This is a genomic window from Barnesiella sp. (genome assembly GCF_022723415.1).
Taxonomy (GTDB): domain Bacteria; phylum Bacteroidota; class Bacteroidia; order Bacteroidales; family Barnesiellaceae; genus Barnesiella; species Barnesiella intestinihominis.
This window is the reverse complement of record NZ_JAIJHU010000022.1, coordinates 1-21,933: the sequence shown is the minus strand read 5'-3', so window position 1 is coordinate 21,933 and position 21,933 is coordinate 1. Positions and strand designations below refer to the sequence as shown.

At 40.4% G+C, this 21,933-nt stretch carries 19 protein-coding genes; 13 read left to right on the top strand and 6 right to left on the bottom strand.

From position 1 onward, the window contains the following. Positions 1-178 precede the first annotated feature (178 nt). The 13 genes from QVD32_RS06095 (at position 179) to QVD32_RS06035 (ending at position 14,720) form a co-directional block, all read left to right on the top strand. Positions 179-1,048, top strand: coding sequence for a murein hydrolase activator EnvC family protein (locus tag QVD32_RS06095; RefSeq protein WP_008862125.1), 870 nt, complete (start codon positions 179-181; stop codon positions 1,046-1,048). Between the two features lie 74 nt (positions 1,049-1,122). Next, the gene (locus QVD32_RS06090) at positions 1,123-2,283 is read left to right on the top strand and encodes a 1-deoxy-D-xylulose-5-phosphate reductoisomerase (protein WP_040296041.1); all 1,161 of its coding nucleotides are present in this window, start codon (positions 1,123-1,125) and stop codon (positions 2,281-2,283) included. 15 nt (positions 2,284-2,298) lie between these two features. Continuing rightward, positions 2,299-3,621 (top strand): RIP metalloprotease RseP, encoded by a 1,323-nt coding sequence (gene rseP, locus QVD32_RS06085; RefSeq protein ID WP_008862127.1) that lies wholly within the window; start codon positions 2,299-2,301, stop codon positions 3,619-3,621. Between the two features lie 6 nt (positions 3,622-3,627). Further along, positions 3,628-4,812, top strand: coding sequence for a class I SAM-dependent rRNA methyltransferase (locus QVD32_RS06080; RefSeq protein WP_008862128.1), 1,185 nt, complete (start codon positions 3,628-3,630; stop codon positions 4,810-4,812). 25 nt (positions 4,813-4,837) lie between these two features. Then, entirely contained in the window at positions 4,838-6,889 is a 2,052-nt protein-coding gene (locus QVD32_RS06075) for a dipeptidyl-peptidase 3 family protein (protein ID WP_008862129.1), read from the top strand. 124 nt (positions 6,890-7,013) lie between these two features. Then, positions 7,014-7,700: a DNA alkylation repair protein gene (locus QVD32_RS06070; protein WP_051008906.1), complete on the top strand. Its 687-nt coding sequence runs from the start codon at positions 7,014-7,016 to the stop codon at positions 7,698-7,700. Between the two features lie 55 nt (positions 7,701-7,755). After that, the gene (locus QVD32_RS06065) at positions 7,756-8,226 is read left to right on the top strand and encodes a Fur family transcriptional regulator (RefSeq protein WP_008862131.1); all 471 of its coding nucleotides are present in this window, start codon (positions 7,756-7,758) and stop codon (positions 8,224-8,226) included. A gap of 31 nt (positions 8,227-8,257) precedes the next feature. Next, positions 8,258-9,526: an adenylosuccinate synthase gene (locus tag QVD32_RS06060; protein ID WP_008862132.1), complete on the top strand. Its 1,269-nt coding sequence runs from the start codon at positions 8,258-8,260 to the stop codon at positions 9,524-9,526. Between the two features lie 24 nt (positions 9,527-9,550). Beyond that, a complete protein-coding gene (locus tag QVD32_RS06055) occupies positions 9,551-10,795 on the top strand; it encodes a DUF1015 domain-containing protein (protein WP_021892530.1) in 1,245 nt (414 codons plus the stop codon). Positions 10,796-10,942: 147 nt separating this feature from the next. Then, positions 10,943-11,470 carry an RNA polymerase sigma factor gene (locus QVD32_RS06050; protein WP_021892529.1) on the top strand — a complete coding sequence of 176 codons (528 nt, stop codon included), beginning with the start codon at positions 10,943-10,945 and terminating at the stop codon, positions 11,468-11,470. Positions 11,471-11,494: 24 nt separating this feature from the next. Next, entirely contained in the window at positions 11,495-12,691 is a 1,197-nt protein-coding gene (locus QVD32_RS06045) for an outer membrane beta-barrel protein (protein WP_021892528.1), read from the top strand. A 35-nt stretch (positions 12,692-12,726) separates the two neighbouring features. Further along, positions 12,727-13,455 carry a hypothetical protein gene (locus tag QVD32_RS06040; RefSeq protein ID WP_008862136.1) on the top strand — a complete coding sequence of 243 codons (729 nt, stop codon included), beginning with the start codon at positions 12,727-12,729 and terminating at the stop codon, positions 13,453-13,455. A gap of 164 nt (positions 13,456-13,619) precedes the next feature. Continuing rightward, positions 13,620-14,720, top strand: a complete 1,101-nt coding sequence (locus QVD32_RS06035) for an SGNH/GDSL hydrolase family protein (RefSeq protein WP_021892527.1) — start codon at positions 13,620-13,622, stop codon at positions 14,718-14,720. Between the two features lie 149 nt (positions 14,721-14,869). Here QVD32_RS06035 and QVD32_RS06030 read toward each other — a convergent pair whose 3' ends face one another. From QVD32_RS06030 to QVD32_RS06005, 6 genes are all read right to left on the bottom strand, one after another. Next, positions 14,870-15,958 (bottom strand): GDP-L-fucose synthase family protein, encoded by a 1,089-nt coding sequence (locus tag QVD32_RS06030; RefSeq protein ID WP_021892526.1) that lies wholly within the window; start codon positions 15,956-15,958, stop codon positions 14,870-14,872. 13 nt (positions 15,959-15,971) lie between these two features. After that, the gene (gene gmd, locus QVD32_RS06025) at positions 15,972-17,060 is read right to left on the bottom strand and encodes a GDP-mannose 4,6-dehydratase (RefSeq protein ID WP_021892525.1); all 1,089 of its coding nucleotides are present in this window, start codon (positions 17,058-17,060) and stop codon (positions 15,972-15,974) included. 451 nt (positions 17,061-17,511) lie between these two features. Then, complete coding sequence (locus QVD32_RS06020) at positions 17,512-18,273, bottom strand: WecB/TagA/CpsF family glycosyltransferase (RefSeq protein ID WP_021892524.1); 762 nt, start codon at positions 18,271-18,273, stop codon at positions 17,512-17,514. A gap of 344 nt (positions 18,274-18,617) precedes the next feature. Beyond that, positions 18,618-19,679, bottom strand: a complete 1,062-nt coding sequence (locus QVD32_RS06015; RefSeq protein ID WP_287710162.1) for an acyltransferase — start codon at positions 19,677-19,679, stop codon at positions 18,618-18,620. A gap of 18 nt (positions 19,680-19,697) precedes the next feature. Next, entirely contained in the window at positions 19,698-20,723 is a 1,026-nt protein-coding gene (locus QVD32_RS06010) for an acyltransferase family protein (RefSeq protein ID WP_262483659.1), read from the bottom strand. Between the two features lie 72 nt (positions 20,724-20,795). After that, the coding region (locus tag QVD32_RS06005; RefSeq protein WP_287710161.1) for a glycosyltransferase family 4 protein at positions 20,796-21,933 on the bottom strand (1,138 nt) is incomplete at its 5' end.

Below are 21,933 nucleotides of genomic sequence, written 5' to 3'. Positions count from 1 at the left end.
AAAAGAATGTGTTCACCAACCGTCGAAAAAAAGAGATAGTAAAATTCTATATTATTTAGGCTATATAAGCTTCTTATAAAAAATGAAAACAGGTTATACCGGTTGGTAATAAATTATTAAATTTGCACATACCGATGAATGCGAAACTTTTACCCATCGAATAACAGAGGTAATATTTATGAAACGAAATAAAAAAAATTCTGATTTTTTCTCGAAAAAACGCTCCAAATACAAACTTACATTTTTCAACGAAAGCTCTCTTGAAGATGTATGGACTATTTGTTTTTCCCGATTTGGAGCCATAATGACCGCCATTCTTCTCATTGGTCTGATTGTCGTAGCTATACTCTCTGTAATCGTAGGTACACCTGTAAAAAATTTATTACCCGGATATTTGAAAACAGAAGAACGAATCGAAATGGTTGATAAAATCCTTAGAGTCGATTCTTTGGCGGCAGAAGTACAGCGTCGCGACGCATATATAAAAAATCTTGCTTCCATACTTACCGGTGAAATAAAAATAGATTCTATCGGACAACAAGCCGACAGTCTGCTTTCCACAACGACAGATACTCTTCTACCGGAATCCAAACTGATGGCAAACTATATCAAGCAATACGAACAAGAAGAAAAATACACGCTAAATGTTTTTACCCCGACTACTCCTATCGACGGAAAACTGTTTTACCCGCCGCTAAAAGGCAAAATAATCAAAGCCTATAACCCCAAAGAAGGACATTTCGGTATCGACATACAGTGCCCCAGAAATACAGCTGTTTCTGCCGTCCTCGATGGCACGATTGTTTCCGCCGGTTATACAATCGATTACGGATATGTCGTATATATACAGCACAGCAATAATTACCTGTCGGTCTATAAATATAATTCGGGGATTCTTAAAAACATAGGAGATAAAGTATCGGGAGGTGAAAAAATAGCCGTGACCGGGTGGGAAGATGGTAAATCCTCAAAACAATCATGTGTGGCCGAATTTCAATTGTGGCACATGGGTCAGTCGTTAGACCCGGAAAAATATATCACTTTCTAATCCCGATTCATTAAAGATACACTTTATTTTATACCTTTGTAAAGTTAAAATTGAGATTTGACCTCTTAAACCGAATGAAAAAGCAATTAGCAATATTAGGCTCTACCGGATCGATTGGAACTCAAACATTAGAAGTTGTCGCCGAATATCCCGACTTATTCGAGGTATACACATTAACAGCGAATAATAACGTCGACTTGCTGATAGAACAGGCCAAACATTTTAATCCCGATTCGGTAGTAATAGCCAACGAAGCTCATTATAATAAGCTGAAAGAAGCTCTGAAAGATTTCCCTATAAAAATATATGCGGGAGAAAATGCCATTTCTGAAATCGTAGAGGCAGCGCCCATCGATATAGTAGTCACGGCAATGGTAGGATATTCGGGGTTAAAACCTACTATACGAGCTATCGAAGCTCATAAGACCATTGCTTTGGCCAATAAAGAAACATTGGTAGTTGCCGGGGATCTCATCAAACGTCTTGCTCTCGAATACCGGACACCTATCATTCCTGTCGATTCGGAGCACTCTGCTATTTTCCAGTGCTTAGTTGGCGAAGGAGATAATCCTATCGAGAAAATCATTTTAACGGCATCCGGCGGACCATTCCGAAAATTCACGGCAGAACAGATGGCGCATGTTACCAAAAGCGACGCTTTAAAACACCCCAAGTGGCACATGGGACATAAAATTACCATAGATTCTGCAACACTTATGAACAAAGGCTTTGAAATGATCGAAGCCAAATGGCTGTTTGACGTATCCCCTCAAAACATAGAAATTGCCGTACACCCGCAATCTATCGTGCACTCTATGGTTCAATTCAAAGATGGATCTGTCAAAGCTCAACTGGGGACCCAAGATATGAGACTCCCCATTCGATACGCCTTGTCCTATCCTGCTCGTTTGGAAAGCTCGGCTCCGAAATTGACACTCGAACAATACTCCGAACTCACATTCGAGTATCCCGATTTCGAACGATTCCCTTTGTTACGATATGCATTTGACGCTGTCGCAACAGGTGGGAATATGCCCTGCATTATGAATGCGGCCAACGAAATAGCCGTAGCCGGTTTCCTTAACGACACGATCGCCTACCCCGACATTGCCCGCATTGTTTCTGAAACAATGGAGCATATAGAATTTATCGAGTCACCCGAATATGAGGATTACGTCCACACAAACAAATTAGCCCGCAATTATGCGACCGAACTTGTTAAATCATATCAATAAAAAATAGCATTATTAATGGAAACATTCTTAATAAAAACAGTACAACTACTATTAAGCCTCTCCATATTAGTCATTTTCCACGAATTTGGACATTTTATATTCGCCCGAATGTTCAAGGTTCGGGTTGAAAAATTCTATCTGTTTTTCGATCCGTGGTTTTCTCTTTTCAAATTCAAACCTAAAAATAGCTATACCGAATATGGAATCGGCTGGCTACCGTTCGGAGGATATGTGAAGATTTCGGGAATGATCGACGAATCGATGGACAGAGAACAAATGAGCCAGCCGCCCAAACCGTGGGAATTTCGGTCGAAACCGGCATGGCAAAGGCTCCTAATTATGGTAGCGGGCGTTGTATTTAATTTCATTTTGGCCGTCTTCATCTATTCGATGATCGTCTACACATGGGGAACATCTTATATACCGTTCAAAAACGCTTACGCTGGTATGGAATACTGTGAGTCGGCAAGAAACATAGGATTCCAAAACGGAGATATTCCTCTCTCGGCCGACGGTGTCGATTTGAATTATATGTCGAGCGAGACCCTTCAAAAAATAGTAGACGCCAAAGAGGTGAAAGTTTTGCGAGATAACGACACAATAACCATCGAAATCCCCAAAAACTTTATGTTACGATTGATCGATAAAGAAGAACTGTTCGCATTATACCGTATTCCTTCTGTCGTGTTCGAAGCCTCCCCGAATACCGGGGCAGCACGAGCCGGTCTGCAAAAGGGAGACCATATAGAATCGATCGATGGAGAAAAGGCATCATCACTAAATGAAATGCACAAAATACTGGAATCCAAACCTAACACCAGCGTGTCGGTTGTCTACTCCCGAGGCTCAGAAGTGAAAACGACAGAAATCACGACAGATTCTTTGGGACGATTAGGCATAGCCATTGCTCCTTTGAGCGATAGTTATGCAATAGTCACAGAACATTATGGATTCTGGGAATCTTTTCCCAAAGGGATAGAATTGGGAGTGGACAAATTGAAGAGCTACGTGAGTAGTATGAAATATGTATTCACCAAAGAAGGAGCTCAAAGTTTAGGCGGATTTGGAGCTATCGGAAGTATATTCCCGGCAACATGGGACTGGGAGGCTTTTTGGAGCATGACAGCATTTCTCTCGGTCATATTAGCCTTCATGAATATTTTACCTATTCCTGCTCTTGACGGAGGACATGTCTTATTCCTACTATACGAAGTGATTACAAGAAGGAAACCGAACGATAAATTTATGGAATACGCACAAATGGGAGGCATGCTCTTCCTATTTGCATTATTGATTTATGCTAATGGAAACGATATATTCCGATTTTTCTTTAAGTAACAGACTATGGACTACATTAAAATAACATTAAAACCGGGGAAAGAAGACTCGTTCCACAGATTCCACCCATGGGTATTCTCAGGAGCGATATATCGCTTTGAGAAACAACCAGAAGAAGGAGATATCGTCGAGGTAACAGACCATCAAGGAAATTTTATCGGTATAGGCCAATACCAAATCGGTAGTATTGCCGTTCGTATATTGACTTTTAAACCGGAAGAAATAAACGAGCAATTCTACTTCAAAAGATTGCAAGAGGCATATAATGTGCGATTAAGTCTCGGTCTCCTTAACGGAGAGTATAACAATACCTGCCGATTGGTACATGGAGAAGGAGACAATTTACCGGGGCTTATCATCGACTTATATAATAAAACGGCTGTCATGCAAGCTCATACTCCGGGCATGCATTACGCCCGTCATCAAATAGCCCAAGCGTTGAAATCGGTTTTGGGAAATGCGATAGACAATATCTACTACAAATCGGAAACTACTCTCCCCTATAAAGCAGAACTTGATGCAGAAAACGAATATCTGTTGGGGGGCGATGCACCTAATATCGCCACGGAAAACGGACTGAAATTTTATGTCGATTGGGTTCGTGGGCAAAAGACCGGGTTCTTCGTCGACCAACGGGAAAACCGGGCCTTGCTCGAACGCTACGCTCACGGACGATCGGTTTTAAACATGTTCTGCTATACCGGCGGTTTCTCTTTTTACGCCATGCGGGGTAATGCCAAATTGGTACATTCGGTCGACAGCTCTTCGAAAGCTATCGATCTGACCTGCAAAAATGTAGAGTTGAACTTTCCCGGAGATAACAGGCATCAAGCATTTGCCGAAGATGCGTTCAAATTTTTGGATACTATGGGAGATCAATATGATTTAATTATTCTCGATCCACCGGCATTTGCAAAACATAAAAAAGTATTGAATAATGCTTTGCAAGGTTATCGGAAACTGAATGCAAAAGCATTCGAAAAAATTCGTCCGGGAGGAATATTGTTCACATTCTCTTGTTCGCAAGTAGTAAGTAAAGAAAATTTCAGATTGGCTGTTTTCAGTGCCGCAGCACAATCGGGACGCAATGTCCGCATTTTACACCAACTGACTCAACCCGCCGACCACCCGGTTAATATCTATCACCCGGAAGGTGAATACTTGAAAGGGTTAGTCTTGTATGTAGAATAAACCAAATTTCAAAAAATCACGTTATATGAAAAAAATTGTTTGTACAATGGCTTCATTGCTTATCTTAGCATCTTGTGCTACCAAACAGGAAAAAGACGACTTCGATTACACCGTAGAATCGTTTGCCGATCTTGAAATCCTGCGTTACAAAGTTCCCGGATTCGAGGAATTATCTTTAAAACAAAAAGAATTGGTTTATTACCTCTCCGAAGCTGCGGCATACGGCCGGGATATACTTTATGACCAAAACGGAAAATGGAACTTGGCCATTCGCCGCACTCTCGAAGCAATCTATCAAAACTATACCGGAGACCGCGAAAGTCAGGATTTCAAAAATTTTGAAGTTTATCTGAAACGGGTGTGGTTTTCAAATGGAATTCACCATCACTACGGCTGTGACAAATTTGTTCCCGAATTTTCACAAGAATTTTTTACCGAAGCTGTTAAATCGCTCGACCCTGAAACACTTCCTCTAACCACTGGTGCAAGTGTAGACGATCTACTCAATACATTGACTCCTGTTATTTTCGATCCCTCGGTCATGCCCAAACGAGTAAATCAAGCTGCCGGTGAGGACCTCATCGTCACCTCGGCATGCAATTATTACGATGGTGTGACTCAGGCCGAGGCAGAAGCGTTTTATAACAAAATGAAAAATCCCAAAGACGAAACTCCTATCTCGTACGGACTGAATAGCCGTTTAGTAAAACGTGACGGAAAAATCGTAGAAGAAACCTATAAAGTGGGCGGACTCTATACCGAAGCTATCGAGAAGATTGTATATTGGCTCGAAAAAGCTGCCGGCGTAGCAGAAAACGAACAACAGAAAGAAGTCATCGAGAAACTCATCGATTATTACCAAACCGGTGATTTGAAACAATTCGACGAATATGCCATTCTCTGGGTAAAAGATCTCGATTCCCAAGTAGATTTTGTCAACGGTTTTACCGAAACTTACGGCGATCCATTGGGCATGAAAGCGAGCTGGGAATCTATCGTCAACTTTAAAAATCTCGAAGCATCGGAACGGACTCATACGATCAGCGATAATGCTCAATGGTTCGAAGACAATTCTCCGGTGGATTCTCGATTCAAAAAAGATAAAGTAAAAGGTGTTTCAGCCAAAGTAATCACAGCGGCAATGTTAGCCGGAGACTGTTACCCCTCCACCCCCATAGGTATCAATTTACCCAACTCTAACTGGATTCGCCACATTCACGGATCAAAATCGGTAACGATCGAAAACATTACCGAGGCTTACGAGAAAGCCGCGCAAGGTAACGGATTCAACGATGAGTTCGTATGGAGCGATACCGAACGGAATTTGATGAATAACTACCTCTTCCAAGCCGACAACCTTCACACCGATTTACACGAATGCTTGGGTCATGGATCCGGTAAATTGTTACCCGGTGTAGATCCCGATGCATTAAAAGCATATAGCTCCACATTGGAAGAAGCTCGTGCCGACTTGTTCGCTCTATATTATATGGCCGATCCCAAAATATTGGAATTAGGTCTTCTTCCTTCGGAGGATGCCTACAAAGCAGCTTATTACAAATACATGATGAACGGACTCATGACTCAGCTCACCCGCATAGAACCGGGAAAAAACATAGAAGAGTCGCACATGCGTAATCGCCAATTAATCGCCCGTTGGGCCTACGAACATGGTAAAGCCGACAATGTCGTGGAATTTGCCAAACGTGATGGAAAAACTTACGTTGTCATCAATGATTATGAAAAACTACGGAGTTTGTTCGGTAAATTACTGGCCGAAGTACAACGGATAAAATCGGAAGGTGATTACGAAAGCGGTAAAAACTTAGTCGAGGAGTATGGAGTAATTGTCGACCAAGATTTGCACAATGAGGTATTGGCTCGATATGAAAACCTACACATAGCTCCGTACAAAGGATTTGTAAATCCGGTCTATACACCTATCACCGACGAGAACGGAAATATAACCGACATACAAATCTCCTATAACGAAGGATATGCCGAGCAAATGTTGAGATACTCCAAAGACTATTCTCCTCTGCCTATCTATACGTCTATACCCGTTGTTTGTAAATAATCGATACAACGATACTACCCTCACCCCGATATATGCCAGATATATCGGGGTGCTCTTTTTCTACAAAACATCTTTACTCGCTTATTTTTAATTTGTATCTTGCAACAAATTTCAATTACACATCATGCAACAAAAAATCAAAGACATAAAACTTAAATTCAGACAGGCAATGAACGGGATCGTTTCTCAAAACATGAGAAATCTCGGAGCCAACTACAAAATAAACTTTGGACTAACATTACCCCTGTTAAAAAAAATAGCCGAAGAGATACCGGCGGATGCTCAACTGGCAAATGCTTTGTGGAACGATACCGCCGTGCGTGAATCGATGATGCTGGCGCCTATGCTCTACCCCGCAGATGAATTTAACGAAGATGAAGCAGAAAAGTGGGTCACGAATATGCCCAATATCGAAATTGCCGATATATGCTGTAAAAGCCTGTTCCGCCGACTCCGATTCGCACCTCGAAAAGCACTGTCATGGAGTCTCTCCGACAAGATGATACGACAGTATACCGGATTGCAGTTAGCGACAGCTTGGCTTATCGACCACCACGAAATAAACGACATTTCGATATTCGAGCAGATAGCCGATATCGCACTAAAAAAAGTGGCAGACCCAAATGTCAATTTAGCTTTTCCTGCCGTCAATTATCTCAAACAAGCCATGCATCATGACAAACTTTCTGTCTATATTCTGTCGAATTCAAAAAACTCATTCGAGAACAATGAGTTATACAGTAACTTATTCGATGAATTAAACCAAGAAAAGGAACTGTTCAAAGAATTTTCGAGATACGATTCAAACTGAATTTGTTTTGCTTGTAATACAAAAATAGCTAAATTTGTAACATAGGTTGTTTACCATGCCAGAAGAAAAATCAAAAGAAACTGTAAAACAGTTGTTTATACAATTTTTAGAATCCCGGAATTTACGAAAAACCCCGGAACGGTTTGCTATATTGGAGAAAATATACACGACAACTCAACACTTCGATGTAGAAACTCTATATGAAGCTATGATCCAAAATGGATACAGAGTAAGCAAAGCCACGGTCTATAACACGATAGATCTGTTACTCGAAGCCAACTTAGTGCGCAAACACCAATTCGGGAGTAATCTGGCACAGTATGAACGAGTATATAATGCCAACCATCATCATCTCATCTGTATGAAATGTGGTAAAGTCAGGGAAGTAAAAGATTTGGATTTGATGTCCAATTTGAATACTCGCAAATTCAATAAATTCAATACATCGTACTATACCCTATATGTCTATGGCATTTGTAGCCGATGTAGCAACAAAAACAAAAAAGATAAAATCGAAAAGAAATAAACCGAATTAAAGTTTACATAACACTCAAATTATGAAAGTCGATGTTCTCTTAGGATTGCAATGGGGCGACGAAGGTAAAGGTAAAGTCGTTGATGTATTGACACCCAATTATGATATAATCACTCGCTTTCAGGGAGGCCCCAATGCCGGCCATACACTGGAATTCAAAGGCGAAAAATATGTTTTACGCTCTATTCCTTCGGGTATTTTTCAAGGAGGGAAAATAAATATCATCGGGAATGGCGTAGTTTTGGATCCTATTCTGTTCAAAGAAGAAGCCGAAAGTTTAGCCGAAAGCGGACACGATCTCACCCAATGCCTCTACATTTCAAAAAAAGCTCACCTGATTTTACCCACACACCGAATTCTCGATGCGGCTTATGAAGCTGCGAAAGGAAGCTCCAAAATCGGGACCACAGGAAAAGGTATCGGACCCACCTATTCCGATAAAATCAGTAGAAACGGTGTTCGCGTAGGCGACATATTCCTCGATTTCAAAAAAATATATACCACGGCAAAAACTAAACACGAAAATATTCTTCGCTCTCTTAATTACGATTACAACATAGACGAATTGGAACCCAAATGGTTCGAAGCTATCGAATACTTGAAAAGATTTAAAATCATTGACAGCGAACACGTTATCAATCATTACCTGAAAGAAGGAAAATCTATCCTCGCCGAAGGAGCGCAAGGAACGATGCTCGATGTCGATTTCGGTTCTTACCCGTTCGTCACGTCATCGAATACCGTATGTGCCGGGGCATGTACCGGATTGGGCGTTGCTCCTAGTAAAATCGGAGAAGTGTATGGTATATTCAAGGCCTATTGTACCCGGGTAGGAAGCGGCCCCTTTCCAACTGAACTATTCGACGAAACCGGAAAGAAAATACGAGACCTCGGCCATGAATACGGTGCTGTGACAGGACGAGAACGACGCTGCGGCTGGATCGATTTGGTAGCCTTGAAATACGCAATTATGATAGATGGAGTAACCAAACTAATCATGATGAAAAGCGATGTTCTCGATTCTTTCGAAACCATTAAGGCTTGTGTCGCTTATCGGATAAATGGAAAAGAAACTACTGAATTCCCCTACTCTATTGAAGAAAATATTGAACCGGTTTATGTAGAACTTCCGGGCTGGAAAACCGATATGACTAAGATTCACACAGAAAAAGAATTTCCCCAAAAGTTCAATGATTATATCGCATTTTTGGAAAAAGAATTACAAGTACCTATCCAAATTGTATCGGTGGGACCGGATCGTGAACAAACGATTATCCTATCCAATAAATAATAATTAACCTAACCTCTATCTACTATGGCTAAGATTAAACCATTCAAGGGAATACGTCCTCCGAAAGATTTCGTCGAGCAGGTGGCCTCACGGCCTTATGATGTTCTCAATTCAGAAGAAGCGCGCCAAGAAGCCGATGGTAATGAAAAGTCGCTCTACCATATTATTAAACCTGAGATCGATTTCGTTTCCGGTACGGACGAACATAGTCCAGAAGTTTATCAAAAAGCGGTAGAGAACTTTAATATGTTCCAAGAGAAAGGTTGGTTGGTACAAGATAACAAAGAACATTATTACATCTACGCTCAAACCATGAACGGACATACTCAATATGGATTGGTCGTAGGTGCATGCGTCGAAGACTATATGTCGGGAGCAATTAAAAAGCACGAACTTACTCGGCGAGATAAAGAGGAAGACCGTATGAAACATGTGCGTATCAATAATGCCAACATCGAACCGGTATTCTTCGCTTATCCTGATAATACAGAACTCGATGCAATCATCAAACAAGAAACTTCTGTTTCTCCTGAATATGATTTTGTAGCTCCCGATGGATTCGGACACCATTTTTGGGTAATCGACAACGATAAAACGATAGCTCGAATTACAGAACTATTTGCACAAATTCCCAATTTATATATTGCTGACGGACATCACCGAACGGCTGCGGCCGCCCTAGTAGGGAATGAAAAAGCCCGGCAAAATCCCAATCATCGCGGTGACGAAGAATACAATTACTTCTTAGCAGTCTGCTTCCCGGCATCTCAATTACAGATTATCGATTACAACCGAGTTGTAAAAGACCTGAACGGACTTACCCCTCATGAATTTCTTGAAAAACTAAAAGAAAATTTCATTGTCGAAGAAAAAGGAGTGCAAATATATAAACCGAAAAAGCTACATAATTTTTCTCTATATATAGATGGAAAATGGTATTCCTTAACGGCAAAAGAAGGTACATACGACGATAACGATCCCATAGGAATACTCGATGTAACTATATCTTCCGACCTAATTCTCAGGGATATTTTGGGTATAAAAGATTTACGCTCGGACAAACGAATCGATTTCGTCGGAGGAATCCGGGGACTCGAAGAATTGCAACACCGAGTCGACAGCGGTGAAATGAAAATGGCTTTGGCTCTATATCCGGTATCGATGAAACAACTGATGGACATAGCGGATACGGGTAACATAATGCCACCCAAAACAACATGGTTCGAACCTAAATTAAGATCTGGGCTGATTATTCATAAATTGGAGTGAGAAGACTGGTCTATTCCCTCACTTAGCGGTTCTTTGATATAATATTATTTAACAAAGAACTGCTATATTATTTTTTATCTCATGCAGCAAAAAAGGGTTTGATTACATCTATTTAATGTAGAAGTAACTCAGGCCGAGTAAATCGGTATGAATGAAAAAGAGCTGATAGAAGCTTGTAAAAACAACGACGTTCGAGCGCAGAAGTTACTTTACGAAACTTTTGCTCGCAAAATGATGTCGGTTTGTTTGCGTTATGCCGATAATCGAGAAATGGCAGAAGACTTTTTGCAAGACGGATTTATCAAAGTTTTTTCTTCCATACGGAGTTACAGTTACGAAGGTTCTTTTGAAGGATGGATGCGGCGCATTTTTGTCAATACGGCATTAGAGGCTTTACGCAAAAACGATCTGTTAAGAAACGGAGTCGAGTTAGATGCGTTAGAACCACAGCAAGAGGCCGACTACTCTGCCGTAGAAAAAATATCGGCCGATGAATTGATGGAACTCATCGCGCAACTACCTCCGGGCTTTCGGACGGTTTTCAATATGTTTGCTATCGAAGGCTATTCACATAGAGAAATAGCCGAGACTTTAAACATCAATGAAAGTACTTCGAGATCGCAGTATACACGGGCAAAAAGATTGCTGCAAAAATGGATTAAAGAATTAAAATAAACAGGTATTGATAACAATCTATTAATGATAGACGATCAGAATTTCGAAAAAGCAATACGTACCAAACTGGTACAACATGAATCCGATGTTCCGGATGCCATGTGGTCGGGTATTGAGTCGAGATTGCCTAAAAGAGTACCCAATAAAGTACCCCTCTATCGTCGTATCATGTGGTATTCGGCCGCTGCAATCGTTATGGGTGTTATCGTTACGGTGGCTTTATGGCAATATCCAGATAAAGAAATATCCGCACCTCTCGCTGTTAATGAGGATTACACAGCTCCCACAATAACACAACCTTCTATTTCAAATCTTCATTCAAGTATTGAATCTCCTTCGGTAGAGACACCCAAATTTTTACCGGTTTCATCGCATCAGTCTCAGAGTCAAACAAAGCAAGAAACTCAAACAGACTCAAAAATTGAAATCGTCGAAACGAATAAAATGAATGAATCCCAAGTAGAAAACAGAGCTAATAATACAAAATCAGAACAATACGATTCACAATCCTATCGGAAAAAGTTAGAAGATTTCGAAAATGACGGCAAAAAACTGAAAGAGGCCGATCTTGCAATTACCGAACCGATGAAAAAGAGTAAAAGCAATGGGCTAAAATTCGGACTTATGGCATCCAATGCGACCTCTGGAAACAGTAAGAATCCGGCCAAAGCTATTCGCACGAGAAATCCGCTAATGATGATGTCGGCAAGAAGGAATCCAGTTTATGAATTTGACCACAAGATGCCATTATCTGTGGGAGCCACAGTTTCCAAAAGTTTGGCAAAAAATTGGGAGTTAGAATCAGGTATAATATACACTTATTTATACTCCAAATATCATTCAACCAACGGAAACGGTAGTCAAGAATTACATTATTTAGGTATTCCCATAGATATTATATATCGATTTGCCCGAGTGAAACGAGCATCTTTTTATGCTTCTGCGGGAGGAAAGGTCGATTTTTACCTTACCGGACAGCAGAAAGACGAAGGACACGACGAAGGAATCTCCGGGTCTGGGTATAAAAAGCTCGAACATGAAAATGTACAATTCTCTGTACAGGCCAAATTAGGAGCGGCTCTCACACTGTATAAGCAAACGGAACTTTATTTGGAGCCTCATATCACATATTATATCGAGAATAATTCGAGTATACACAATATATGGAAAGATAAACCTTTCAACTTTGGATTAACGTTGGGAATAAGAACTGGCTTTTAAACGAACAACATTTATAAACTAAGAACAAAAAAATAATGAACACATTGAAACTTGTATCTATTCTAATTTTACTCTGTGGCGTTTTATCATTTTCCGGCTGTTTAGGTGACGGTGGAAATACTTTATCTGTATACTCTACGGGCAGTATCTATAAAACTTCGACAGGAACTTCCTATATGTTTATAGACCGAGCCGGTATATCTGCGACAAGCGCAGAATTACAAGGTGAAAGGTTAGAAGTAGGCGACAGAATATTAGCTACCACGACCATCGATTTCGATAATCAAGGAACCCAATTGGCGCAAGGTATATACAATGCCACGATTGCAGGGGTACATAAATTCGATTGTAAAAACTATACATTCGATAATTCTATATCCTCTTTCGCTAGTGACACATTGCCCACACTATATGGTGTAGAACCTTTCCTAAGCTATCGCAAAGACGACACGATATTGACTTTTGCATATGTCAAACATGATGTAGAAAACGGTGATCCGAGTTCTTTGAAGCTAGTCCAACCTAAATTATACAATCCAGAGGCTAAAACAGATACACTCTTTCTCATATATGAAAAAGGGAATATCAAAGATAGCAAAAGCTCGGACTATATTTCTTTCAAATTACCTCAATATCCGAGTGACACAGATATTAACGTCGTTGTAAGATACAATGCCGAAAGTTCCAATTTATCGACCAATAACGGCGACGGAACCAGTAAACTATTTTCTATAACATATAACAGACCTTCGACACTAAACTAATTCTATAAAGAACTTTTATTTTTGATGTTTATAATTTCAGACGGGGTGTCCGTGAGGATACCTCTTTCTTTTTATAAAAACGAAGGCATTTCTATCGATTTCACCCATTGCAATAATTACAAAAGAATATTATCTTTGTTTCCTTATAATACTCATAAAAAACGATGAAAAAACTTTTTTTCTTTGCTATCGCCCTGCTATGGACAGGGTTCAGCTCTTTCTCGAAAACTCTTCCTTTGCAAGGAGAGTTTATAAATCCCTCGCACCGATACATTCAATACATAGGTCGTATCGGCCATAAAGCTCCGGATGCTATTCGTTTCAATTATCCCGGGGTTCAAATACGGGCTTCATTCCGGGGTACATCTCTAAAAATGTATGCCAAGCCCATGAGTGGATTTTTTATGGTAAAGATCGACAATGCTGCCCCTTTCAAAATTTCATTCAACTCCCCCTCCGACTCGATCGTTACCCTTGCCTCTGCACTAAACGATACGGTTCATACCGTGACTATCATGAATGTAATAGAGGCTTTCCATCGTCAACCGGAATTCAAAGGCTTTTTGCTTGACAAAGGGAAAAACTTGGTATTCCCGCCCAATCTTCCACAACGCAAAATCGAATTTATCGGTAATTCCATCACATGCGGATACGGAATAGAGAGTGTTGAAGCCTCCGATCCCTTTACCGAAGAAACAGAAAATCACTATTACACCTACGCTGCAATCACTGCCCGAAACCTCTATGCCCAACATTTTGCAATAGCTCGCAGTGGAATAGGTATCTACCGAAATTATAACGGGCCACGTGAAGGCAGTCCTGACTGTATGCCAGCCATGTATAATCAAACTCTTTTCAATGATTCCTCCGAAATTTGGGACTTCTCCCGATATATCCCAGACGTCGTATGCATAAACCTCGGTACAAACGATACCAGCACGCCCGGTTATGATACGAATCGTTTGTATAATGCCTATCTCGCTTTCCATAAAACAGTACGCAATAATTATCCAAAAGCCAAAATCGTGTGGCTTACAGGCTGTATGCTTCATGGTGAGTCGTTGTCTTTGGTTAAAAATACGCTCGACCGACTCTCCGATACACTTCACAAAGCCGGAGACCTAGAAGTATATCGTTTCGATATGACTCCCCAAACCGGAGAATTAGGATACGGAGCAAGTTGGCATCCCAGCCTTTTACAACAACAACGCATGGCTGACGAACTGACTCCATTTCTCCGTAAGTTAATGAACTGGACAGACTAACCAGCTTCAACAAAAAACATTACGGAAGACGGGCTCAAAATAAATTCGTTTTATTTTGAGCCAAGTCATATTCTGTAAAAGTCACATATAAAAAAGCCCAGAAAGACCTCAATCTTTCTGGGCTTTTTTATATGTTGGGTAGAACTATCTTAACGAAACAAATCCGTGTGGTCTGCGATATACCAATCGTACATCTTTTGTACCCCCTCCTCTATCTCGATTTTATGATGCCACCCCAAAGCATGTAGTTTGGAAACATCGGTCAATTTACGCATGGTCCCGTCCGGTTTATCGGCATTGAACCGAATCTCTCCTTCATAACCGACAACTTCCCGTATCCGATGAGCCAAAGCAGCTATGGTTATTTCTTTACCTGTTCCGATATTGATATGGCAATTCCTTACTTCCGGGTTATCACCTTTCACATCAGAGAAATCGACATGTTCGAGAATATATACCGAAGCATCGGCCATCTCCTCGCTCCACAAAAACTCACGTAACGGTTTCCCGGTCCCCCACAATTCCACATAATCGGGATAAATACCATACTTACCCAACACCGTGAGAATAGCTCCTGTCGTGGCGGTTCCCTCGATACCCTCCACTGGCCGCAACGATAAATCTTTACGAACAGCACCCCAATCGTCCATCATTAAACATTTTCCCAAATGTATCTTACGAATCATAGCAGGCAACACATGGCTTCGCTCCAAATGGAAATTATCGTTAGGGCCATAAAGGTTAGTAGGCATTACAGCAATATAGTTGGTTCCATATTGCAAATTAAAACTTTCACACATTTTCAAACCGGCAATCTTGGCAATCGCATACGGCTCGTTCGTATATTCCAACGGAGAAGTTAACAATGCATCCTCTTTCATCGGCTGTCGAGCATCACGCGGATAAATGCAAGTACTGCCCAAGAACAACAATTTCTTTACTCCATGTCTGAAACTTTCACCGATGACATTCTGCTGTATTTGCAGGTTTTGATAGATAAAATCTGCCCGATAGATACTGTTTGCCATAATTCCCCCCACATGAGCGGCCGCCAGAATCACATACTCCGGTTGCTCTTCGTCAAAGAATCTCTTCACAGCAACCCCGTCGAGCAAATCCAATTCTTTATGAGAACGACCTATCAAATGGGTGTAACCCTTTTCCTGCAAATTCTTCCAAATAGCCGATCCCACCAATCCGTGATGTCCGGCTACATATATTTTGGCACTCTTTTCCATACCGATTCTTTTCTTATTTAACAATACCCTTTTCCAGATATTCAGCCAAGTTCATGCGAATCTCGTCTCCGGCTCTCTCGACCGCCACTTTCGCCATGTCGGCATCGACCATAATCTTCACCAATTCTTCAAAAGAGGTCTTCATGGGATTCCACCCCAACTCTTTCTTCGCTTTCGTCGGGTCACCCCACAAATTCACCACATCGGTAGGACGATAAAAATCAGGAGAGACCTCGACAATGATCTTTCCGGTCGCCCGATCTATTCCCTTTTCATTCTCCCCTTCGCCTACAAAATCCAATTCTATACCTACATGATGGAATGCCAACTGACAAAACTCCCGTACCGAATGCTGTACACCGGTGGCAATCACAAAATCCTCCGGTTTATCATTCTGTAAAATGAGCCACATGCACTCTACATAATCCTTGGCATATCCCCAATCTCGCAACGACGAAAGATTTCCCAAATAGAGCTTCTCTTGTTTCCCTTGTGCAATACGAGCGGCGGCCAATGTAATCTTACGAGTCACGAAAGTCTCCCCCCGACGTTCCGATTCATGGTTAAACAAGATACCCGAACAGCAGAACATATTATAAGCCTCACGATACTCTTTGACAATCCAAAATCCATAGAGCTTGGCCACTGCATAAGGGCTGTACGGGTGGAATGGAGTCTGTTCGTTTTGTGGAACTTGTTCTACCTTACCATACAACTCCGACGTCGAAGCCTGATAAATGCGACAAGTTTCGGCCAAACCACATTGGCGGACGGCTTCAAGAATGCGAAGCACACCGGTGGCATCTACATCGGCTGTAAATTCCGGGGCATCGAATGACACTTGTACATGGCTTTGAGCTGCCAAATTATATATTTCATCGGGCCTTACTTTCCCGACCACCTGAATCAGACTCATCGAGTCTCCTAAATCGGCATAATGCAAATGGAAATGAGGCCGACCTTCCAAATGGGCTATACGTTCACGGTAGTCTACCGAAGACCGACGGATCGTTCCGTGCACTTCATAGCCCTTTTCCAATAAAAATTCTGCAAGAAATGATCCATCTTGCCCGGTAATACCGGTAATTAGCGCTGTTTTCATAACTGTATTTATTCGCTTTTATTGATTATTTCATCTATTTATAATGTCACCATAAAAATATAGCCGAATGCAAAAAACGAGCTTATTCGAGTTCCTTACCGAAGCAATTCCTTCATTTTACAAATATAGCGAAAGGTGATTGCAAAGGCAAACGGAAATCACATTTCCGATTTGACTCTGCCGAACCGTATCCTATATTCTACAAATATAGCGAAAGTCGAAAGCAAAAAAGTTAAGCTCGCTTAGGCCTTTTGATAAGACTCATCTTAGAAGCTGTTTTAAATTTATTGAGAAATAATATTATCATTGCAAGCAGGTATGTTCCGGCCATGTTGAGCCCCTGTCTCGGAATAAATTTAAAACAGCTTCTTATATTCCATAAATATAACAAAAGATAAATGTAGTGTCAAATTTTCAAATTCGGCTCTACCGGCCTACTTCCTCGAATCAATCACTCGGTTTTTCCCGCCAATTTTTTACGTTTTCGCTTGCGATTCCACTCTTGATAAAGCAATTTAGGCAGAGATTCCACAATCATCGAGCAACGCCCTATTTGCTTTTTCGGTTCGCAATAAATTCGGTGCAAAAATTCCAAATGAGCCCGCACCATCCAATAAGGAGCCCTGTTCACATCGGTTCCGCTATAAAATTTGAATGCCGCTCCCACAGCGATCATCACCCCTCGTTTCAAATAGGGTTTTAATTTGCTCATAAATATCTCTTGCTTGGGAGCACCCAATGCAATCCAAATAATCTCGGAGCCATCTTTTTCCAACATCTCGGCAATAGCCGGATAGTCAAACTCTTCAACTCTCTTATAAGGTAATGAGTAAAACCACATGTTTGCAATTCGTGGATCTATCTCCGACAAGTTATTTTGCAGCCCGTTTAAAGTCGCTTGCGTCGTTCCAAGAAAAGCCATTTTATATCGCTTCATATGGACAATATCCATAAAAATCTCGCTTCCGCAATACTGGTGACGTTCTATACCATAAATCCATCGCAAATACAAGGGTACATAACCACTATCACAAATAGAGAACATCGCTCCATCTACAACCTGTCTGTAATCCGGGTCCCGGTTTACCGTACTTAAAATAACCCCGTCCGAGACACATATATATCCCGGCTTCCCCAATAACAACGCTTCGTCGATAGCCTGTAAAACAGCTCGTTTATCAAACTCATACCTGATATTGAAATAATTCTCCATAAAAATTGATATATAAAGTGACTGTCGGAACTCCCCTATCCCGACTATAAAACAATCTTACCCGCTTGTTTGATTTCAGACCGAGCCCATCGATGACTTATTTACTCGGTTTGTAAATGTATTACTCTACTTGAAATATAATCCCTCGTTATTCCCTATCTACTCCACCGTTCCGAATCTTTTTCACACCATTCTCCCCTCCCAAACACGGGAATCACAGAAGCAGAGAAATATTTACTGAAATACAATCTACGACAATATGCCTCTTGCTTACGATTCAAAAGTCCCGGCTTCTCGTAATTTCACTAAGAAGAAAATAGAAAAAATTAAAACTGTACAAATTTTTACATCAACCTTTTCACCAAACAGAATGTACCCTCTTTCACCCAAGCCAATAAGAATGAGCCAATAAACAATATGGGAACAATAACAAAGAAATAGATCCCAAATTGCGACTGATTCACAAAATAGTGTTCCATGAAATAGGGATAAACCATTGCGTCGAACAGATAACAACATAGATACATATCGAGAGACAAAAGCGAAATCTTTGTCAAACTTTTACGCAATACCGGTAATTTGAAATCGGTCTGATAAAACAGCAGAAAAAATGCCATAGCAATAACCGTTCCAAATACACCCCACGGGCCTCCCGCAATTTGAATAAGCGTATGATTATGTACGAACAATGAATTAAATACAGGATTTATCAGGCACAATAACAAAATCACAATCCACAACTTCCAACTTTCAAATCGTGGTTTATACTCATGAATATAAGAGCCGGCAAAGAAAAATGTCAACGGATAGCACGAAGCCCAGAATCCGGGAACCCAATGTAGTCCATACCGATTCAACAAATCGGGCAATGCCGTCATCACATACAATGTCAATATCAAAACCTGTTTCTGCCACCGAGTAGGTATTGCTTTATACAACATATTCAAGAACGGTGTCAAGAGGAACAATCCTATCCACATCTCGATATACCATGCATATGGTATAGCCGAAAAATCGAATATCTTCAAAATCCATTTTGCCCAAGTCAAATCCTCTTGTAAATAATATTTACGAAACAAAATCGTAAGGAGCGAAAACAGAAAATAAGAAGCCAGTACCCGAATACAGCCTTTATAATACCGTTTCGATACTGTTTTATTAGCATTCAAATAACCGGTCAACAGAAGAAATAACGGAACTCCCGTCATAAATAACGGAATGAACATTGCCTGCAAAAACATCGAAAAACCTCCAAAATCTGTATTTTTAAATGGAGTATTCAAGACAAAAAAATGGCCTGCTATCACAAATAATATCGCACAGCTTCGAACTAAATCCAGCCCTATTATTCGATTTTGGCACGATTTTTGCCCCCCCCCTAAATTGTTCTTGCATAATTGTTTCATATTAAATTCAATATTTTTTCAACCAATCCAATTATCAATCTTTGTAACTAATTTATTTGTATACCCATCCCAATTGATTTTAAGAATCAAGCGCTCTATTGGATTGGTAATAAACATCCGTAACTTATCTATTAAAATACAGGCCACCATAATAATCAAGGCCAAAAACAATAAATTTATAAATAATATATAATTACTATCAGCCATATTACTTAACGAATTTATATAATTATATAATTTACAAGAAATGTAATTATGCTCATGTATCAAATAGATTGATAAAGCAGACGAAGCCATCCAGTTCACATAACAGTTTTTAAATGTTAGACTTCTAAACAATAGAAAAAAAGCAATAGCAGCTGAAATAACAAATGGACTATTATAAGGAAAGCACAATAAAGAAACCCATTTTACATTGATATTCATCAGTAAAATGCTTATTCCAATAAGAGAAATTACAGCTACATTCATTAAATATAATGCAATGCTAAACCGTATTTTAATAAATCCAATATACAAGGCAACAAATCGTCCTATAAAATAAAGGAAAATAAAATTCATCACATTATATCCATCTTGATTAATACTTCCTTTCCATAAATATCCGAAATAAAAAGTCAAAATTGAACCGATCAACAATAAAGCAATAAATACTTTCCTATTTTTAGAAATTGAATCAATCACAATATTCAATATCGGAGACAGAATAAACAAATAAACATAACATTGTATAAACCACCATTTAGAATTGGAAAAGACTAAAAATGAAAAGAGAAATTCTTTTATAGAAAATTGGCCTGTTTCATAAAATGAAAATAAGGTTAAAAACACACTATAAAAGGCACACAATACATACAAATGAATAAAACCTTTCCACTTCGCTTTTATTCCAAAATATCCAGATATTAAAACAAAACAATCAACAGCAATTACCAAAAAACTATTCATTATTGTTAACCATACAGATGGAGCAGTAACAAACTCCGACCCATGAACAATAAAATGATGCAACAAAATGAACAGCATACATACCAATCGTAACAATTCTATATTAGAATCTCTCCCTAAATTATTTTGGCACGATTTTTGCCCCCCCCCTAAATTGTTCTTGCATAATTACTCTTTTATTAATTTTTGAAATAGATTATCCCATTTTTGATAAATTACTTCCGACGAATATTCCCGTTTCAGTTTCTCGAAAGCCTTCTCACCCAATCGGGCAATCTCGTCGGGACGGTTCCACAACGATACCACTTTTCGCTCCAAATCATCTAGATTATTAGGCTCGAACAAGTCTCCTATCGCCTGCTCTCCCCGACCGATAATCTCGGTAAAACCACCATGAGCCGGCCCGATAGTAGGTTTACCGTAACAAGCAGCTTCAAGAATAGCCATAGGGAACCCCTCGTAACAGCGACTGGGCATCACGACAAAACGGGAATGACAAATAAAGTCCGAAAGCTCTTCCTGCTGTAAATATCCCATGAACTCGACATTACCGGGAATCTCCATATCGCTTTGTTCCCGCTTAGCCCCGGCAAATCGAAACGGAATAGACGGGTTTCTGCGAGCTACTTCTATCAATAAGTCGTATCCTTTTTCATAACTCAATCGCCCGATGTACGCCACATAATTACCCCCGGTTAAATCATACGAGGCCGGAGCATCGATACCATTCGGAATAACCGTTACCCTTTCGGCTTCATATCCGGCAGCGATCAACTTCTGTCGTTGAAAATCGGTAATGCAAGCAAACGCAGCTACATTCTTTCGATAAGCACCTGTCCAACGGGCATATACATTGCGAAGGGTATATCCAATCGATTTTAATCGACTACATTCGCAGTTATATCGTACACAACTCCACTCATTACCTCGCTCCAAACACACTTCACACGGCAAACCATCACGCATAAATAATCCCGTGGGACAAATCAATCGGAAATTATGTATAGTCATAACGATCGGAACTCCGGCCTTTTTACACTCGAAAAGTGCAGCCGGACTGATAAACGGATACAGATTGTGCACACTCACAATATCGGGACGTTCCCGTCGCAAGGCATCCCGCATACCTCGCACTCCGGACGATGAATAAATCCCCGACAAGAATCCCTTTATCTTCCCAACGGCCGATTCTCTTACCCCCTCGGTTGTCCGGCGATAAAACGCCACCTCATGACCGTGAGACATAAGCATGTCTGCCATCTTATCGACAACAGCCTCTTCCCCGCTATACTTCCCATAATTATTA

What these genes read in the sequence shown, in the direction of transcription:
- QVD32_RS06095 (WP_008862125.1), top strand. Translation starts at nt 179, where the DNA reads ATGAAACGAAATAAAAAAAATTCTGATTTTTTCTCGAAAAAACGCTCC.
- QVD32_RS06090 (WP_040296041.1), top strand. Translation starts at nt 1,123, where the DNA reads ATGAAAAAGCAATTAGCAATATTAGGCTCTACCGGATCGATTGGAACT.
- rseP (WP_008862127.1), top strand. Translation starts at nt 2,299, where the DNA reads ATGGAAACATTCTTAATAAAAACAGTACAACTACTATTAAGCCTCTCC.
- QVD32_RS06080 (WP_008862128.1), top strand. Translation starts at nt 3,628, where the DNA reads ATGGACTACATTAAAATAACATTAAAACCGGGGAAAGAAGACTCGTTC.
- QVD32_RS06075 (WP_008862129.1), top strand. Translation starts at nt 4,838, where the DNA reads ATGAAAAAAATTGTTTGTACAATGGCTTCATTGCTTATCTTAGCATCT.
- QVD32_RS06070 (WP_051008906.1), top strand. Translation starts at nt 7,014, where the DNA reads ATGCAACAAAAAATCAAAGACATAAAACTTAAATTCAGACAGGCAATG.
- QVD32_RS06065 (WP_008862131.1), top strand. Translation starts at nt 7,756, where the DNA reads ATGCCAGAAGAAAAATCAAAAGAAACTGTAAAACAGTTGTTTATACAA.
- QVD32_RS06060 (WP_008862132.1), top strand. Translation starts at nt 8,258, where the DNA reads ATGAAAGTCGATGTTCTCTTAGGATTGCAATGGGGCGACGAAGGTAAA.
- QVD32_RS06055 (WP_021892530.1), top strand. Translation starts at nt 9,551, where the DNA reads ATGGCTAAGATTAAACCATTCAAGGGAATACGTCCTCCGAAAGATTTC.
- QVD32_RS06050 (WP_021892529.1), top strand. Translation starts at nt 10,943, where the DNA reads ATGAATGAAAAAGAGCTGATAGAAGCTTGTAAAAACAACGACGTTCGA.
- QVD32_RS06045 (WP_021892528.1), top strand. Translation starts at nt 11,495, where the DNA reads ATGATAGACGATCAGAATTTCGAAAAAGCAATACGTACCAAACTGGTA.
- QVD32_RS06040 (WP_008862136.1), top strand. Translation starts at nt 12,727, where the DNA reads ATGAACACATTGAAACTTGTATCTATTCTAATTTTACTCTGTGGCGTT.
- QVD32_RS06035 (WP_021892527.1), top strand. Translation starts at nt 13,620, where the DNA reads ATGAAAAAACTTTTTTTCTTTGCTATCGCCCTGCTATGGACAGGGTTC.
- QVD32_RS06030 (WP_021892526.1), bottom strand. Translation starts at nt 15,958, where the DNA reads ATGGAAAAGAGTGCCAAAATATATGTAGCCGGACATCACGGATTGGTG.
- gmd (WP_021892525.1), bottom strand. Translation starts at nt 17,060, where the DNA reads ATGAAAACAGCGCTAATTACCGGTATTACCGGGCAAGATGGATCATTT.
- QVD32_RS06020 (WP_021892524.1), bottom strand. Translation starts at nt 18,273, where the DNA reads ATGGAGAATTATTTCAATATCAGGTATGAGTTTGATAAACGAGCTGTT.
- QVD32_RS06015 (WP_287710162.1), bottom strand. Translation starts at nt 19,679, where the DNA reads ATGAAACAATTATGCAAGAACAATTTAGGGGGGGGGCAAAAATCGTGC.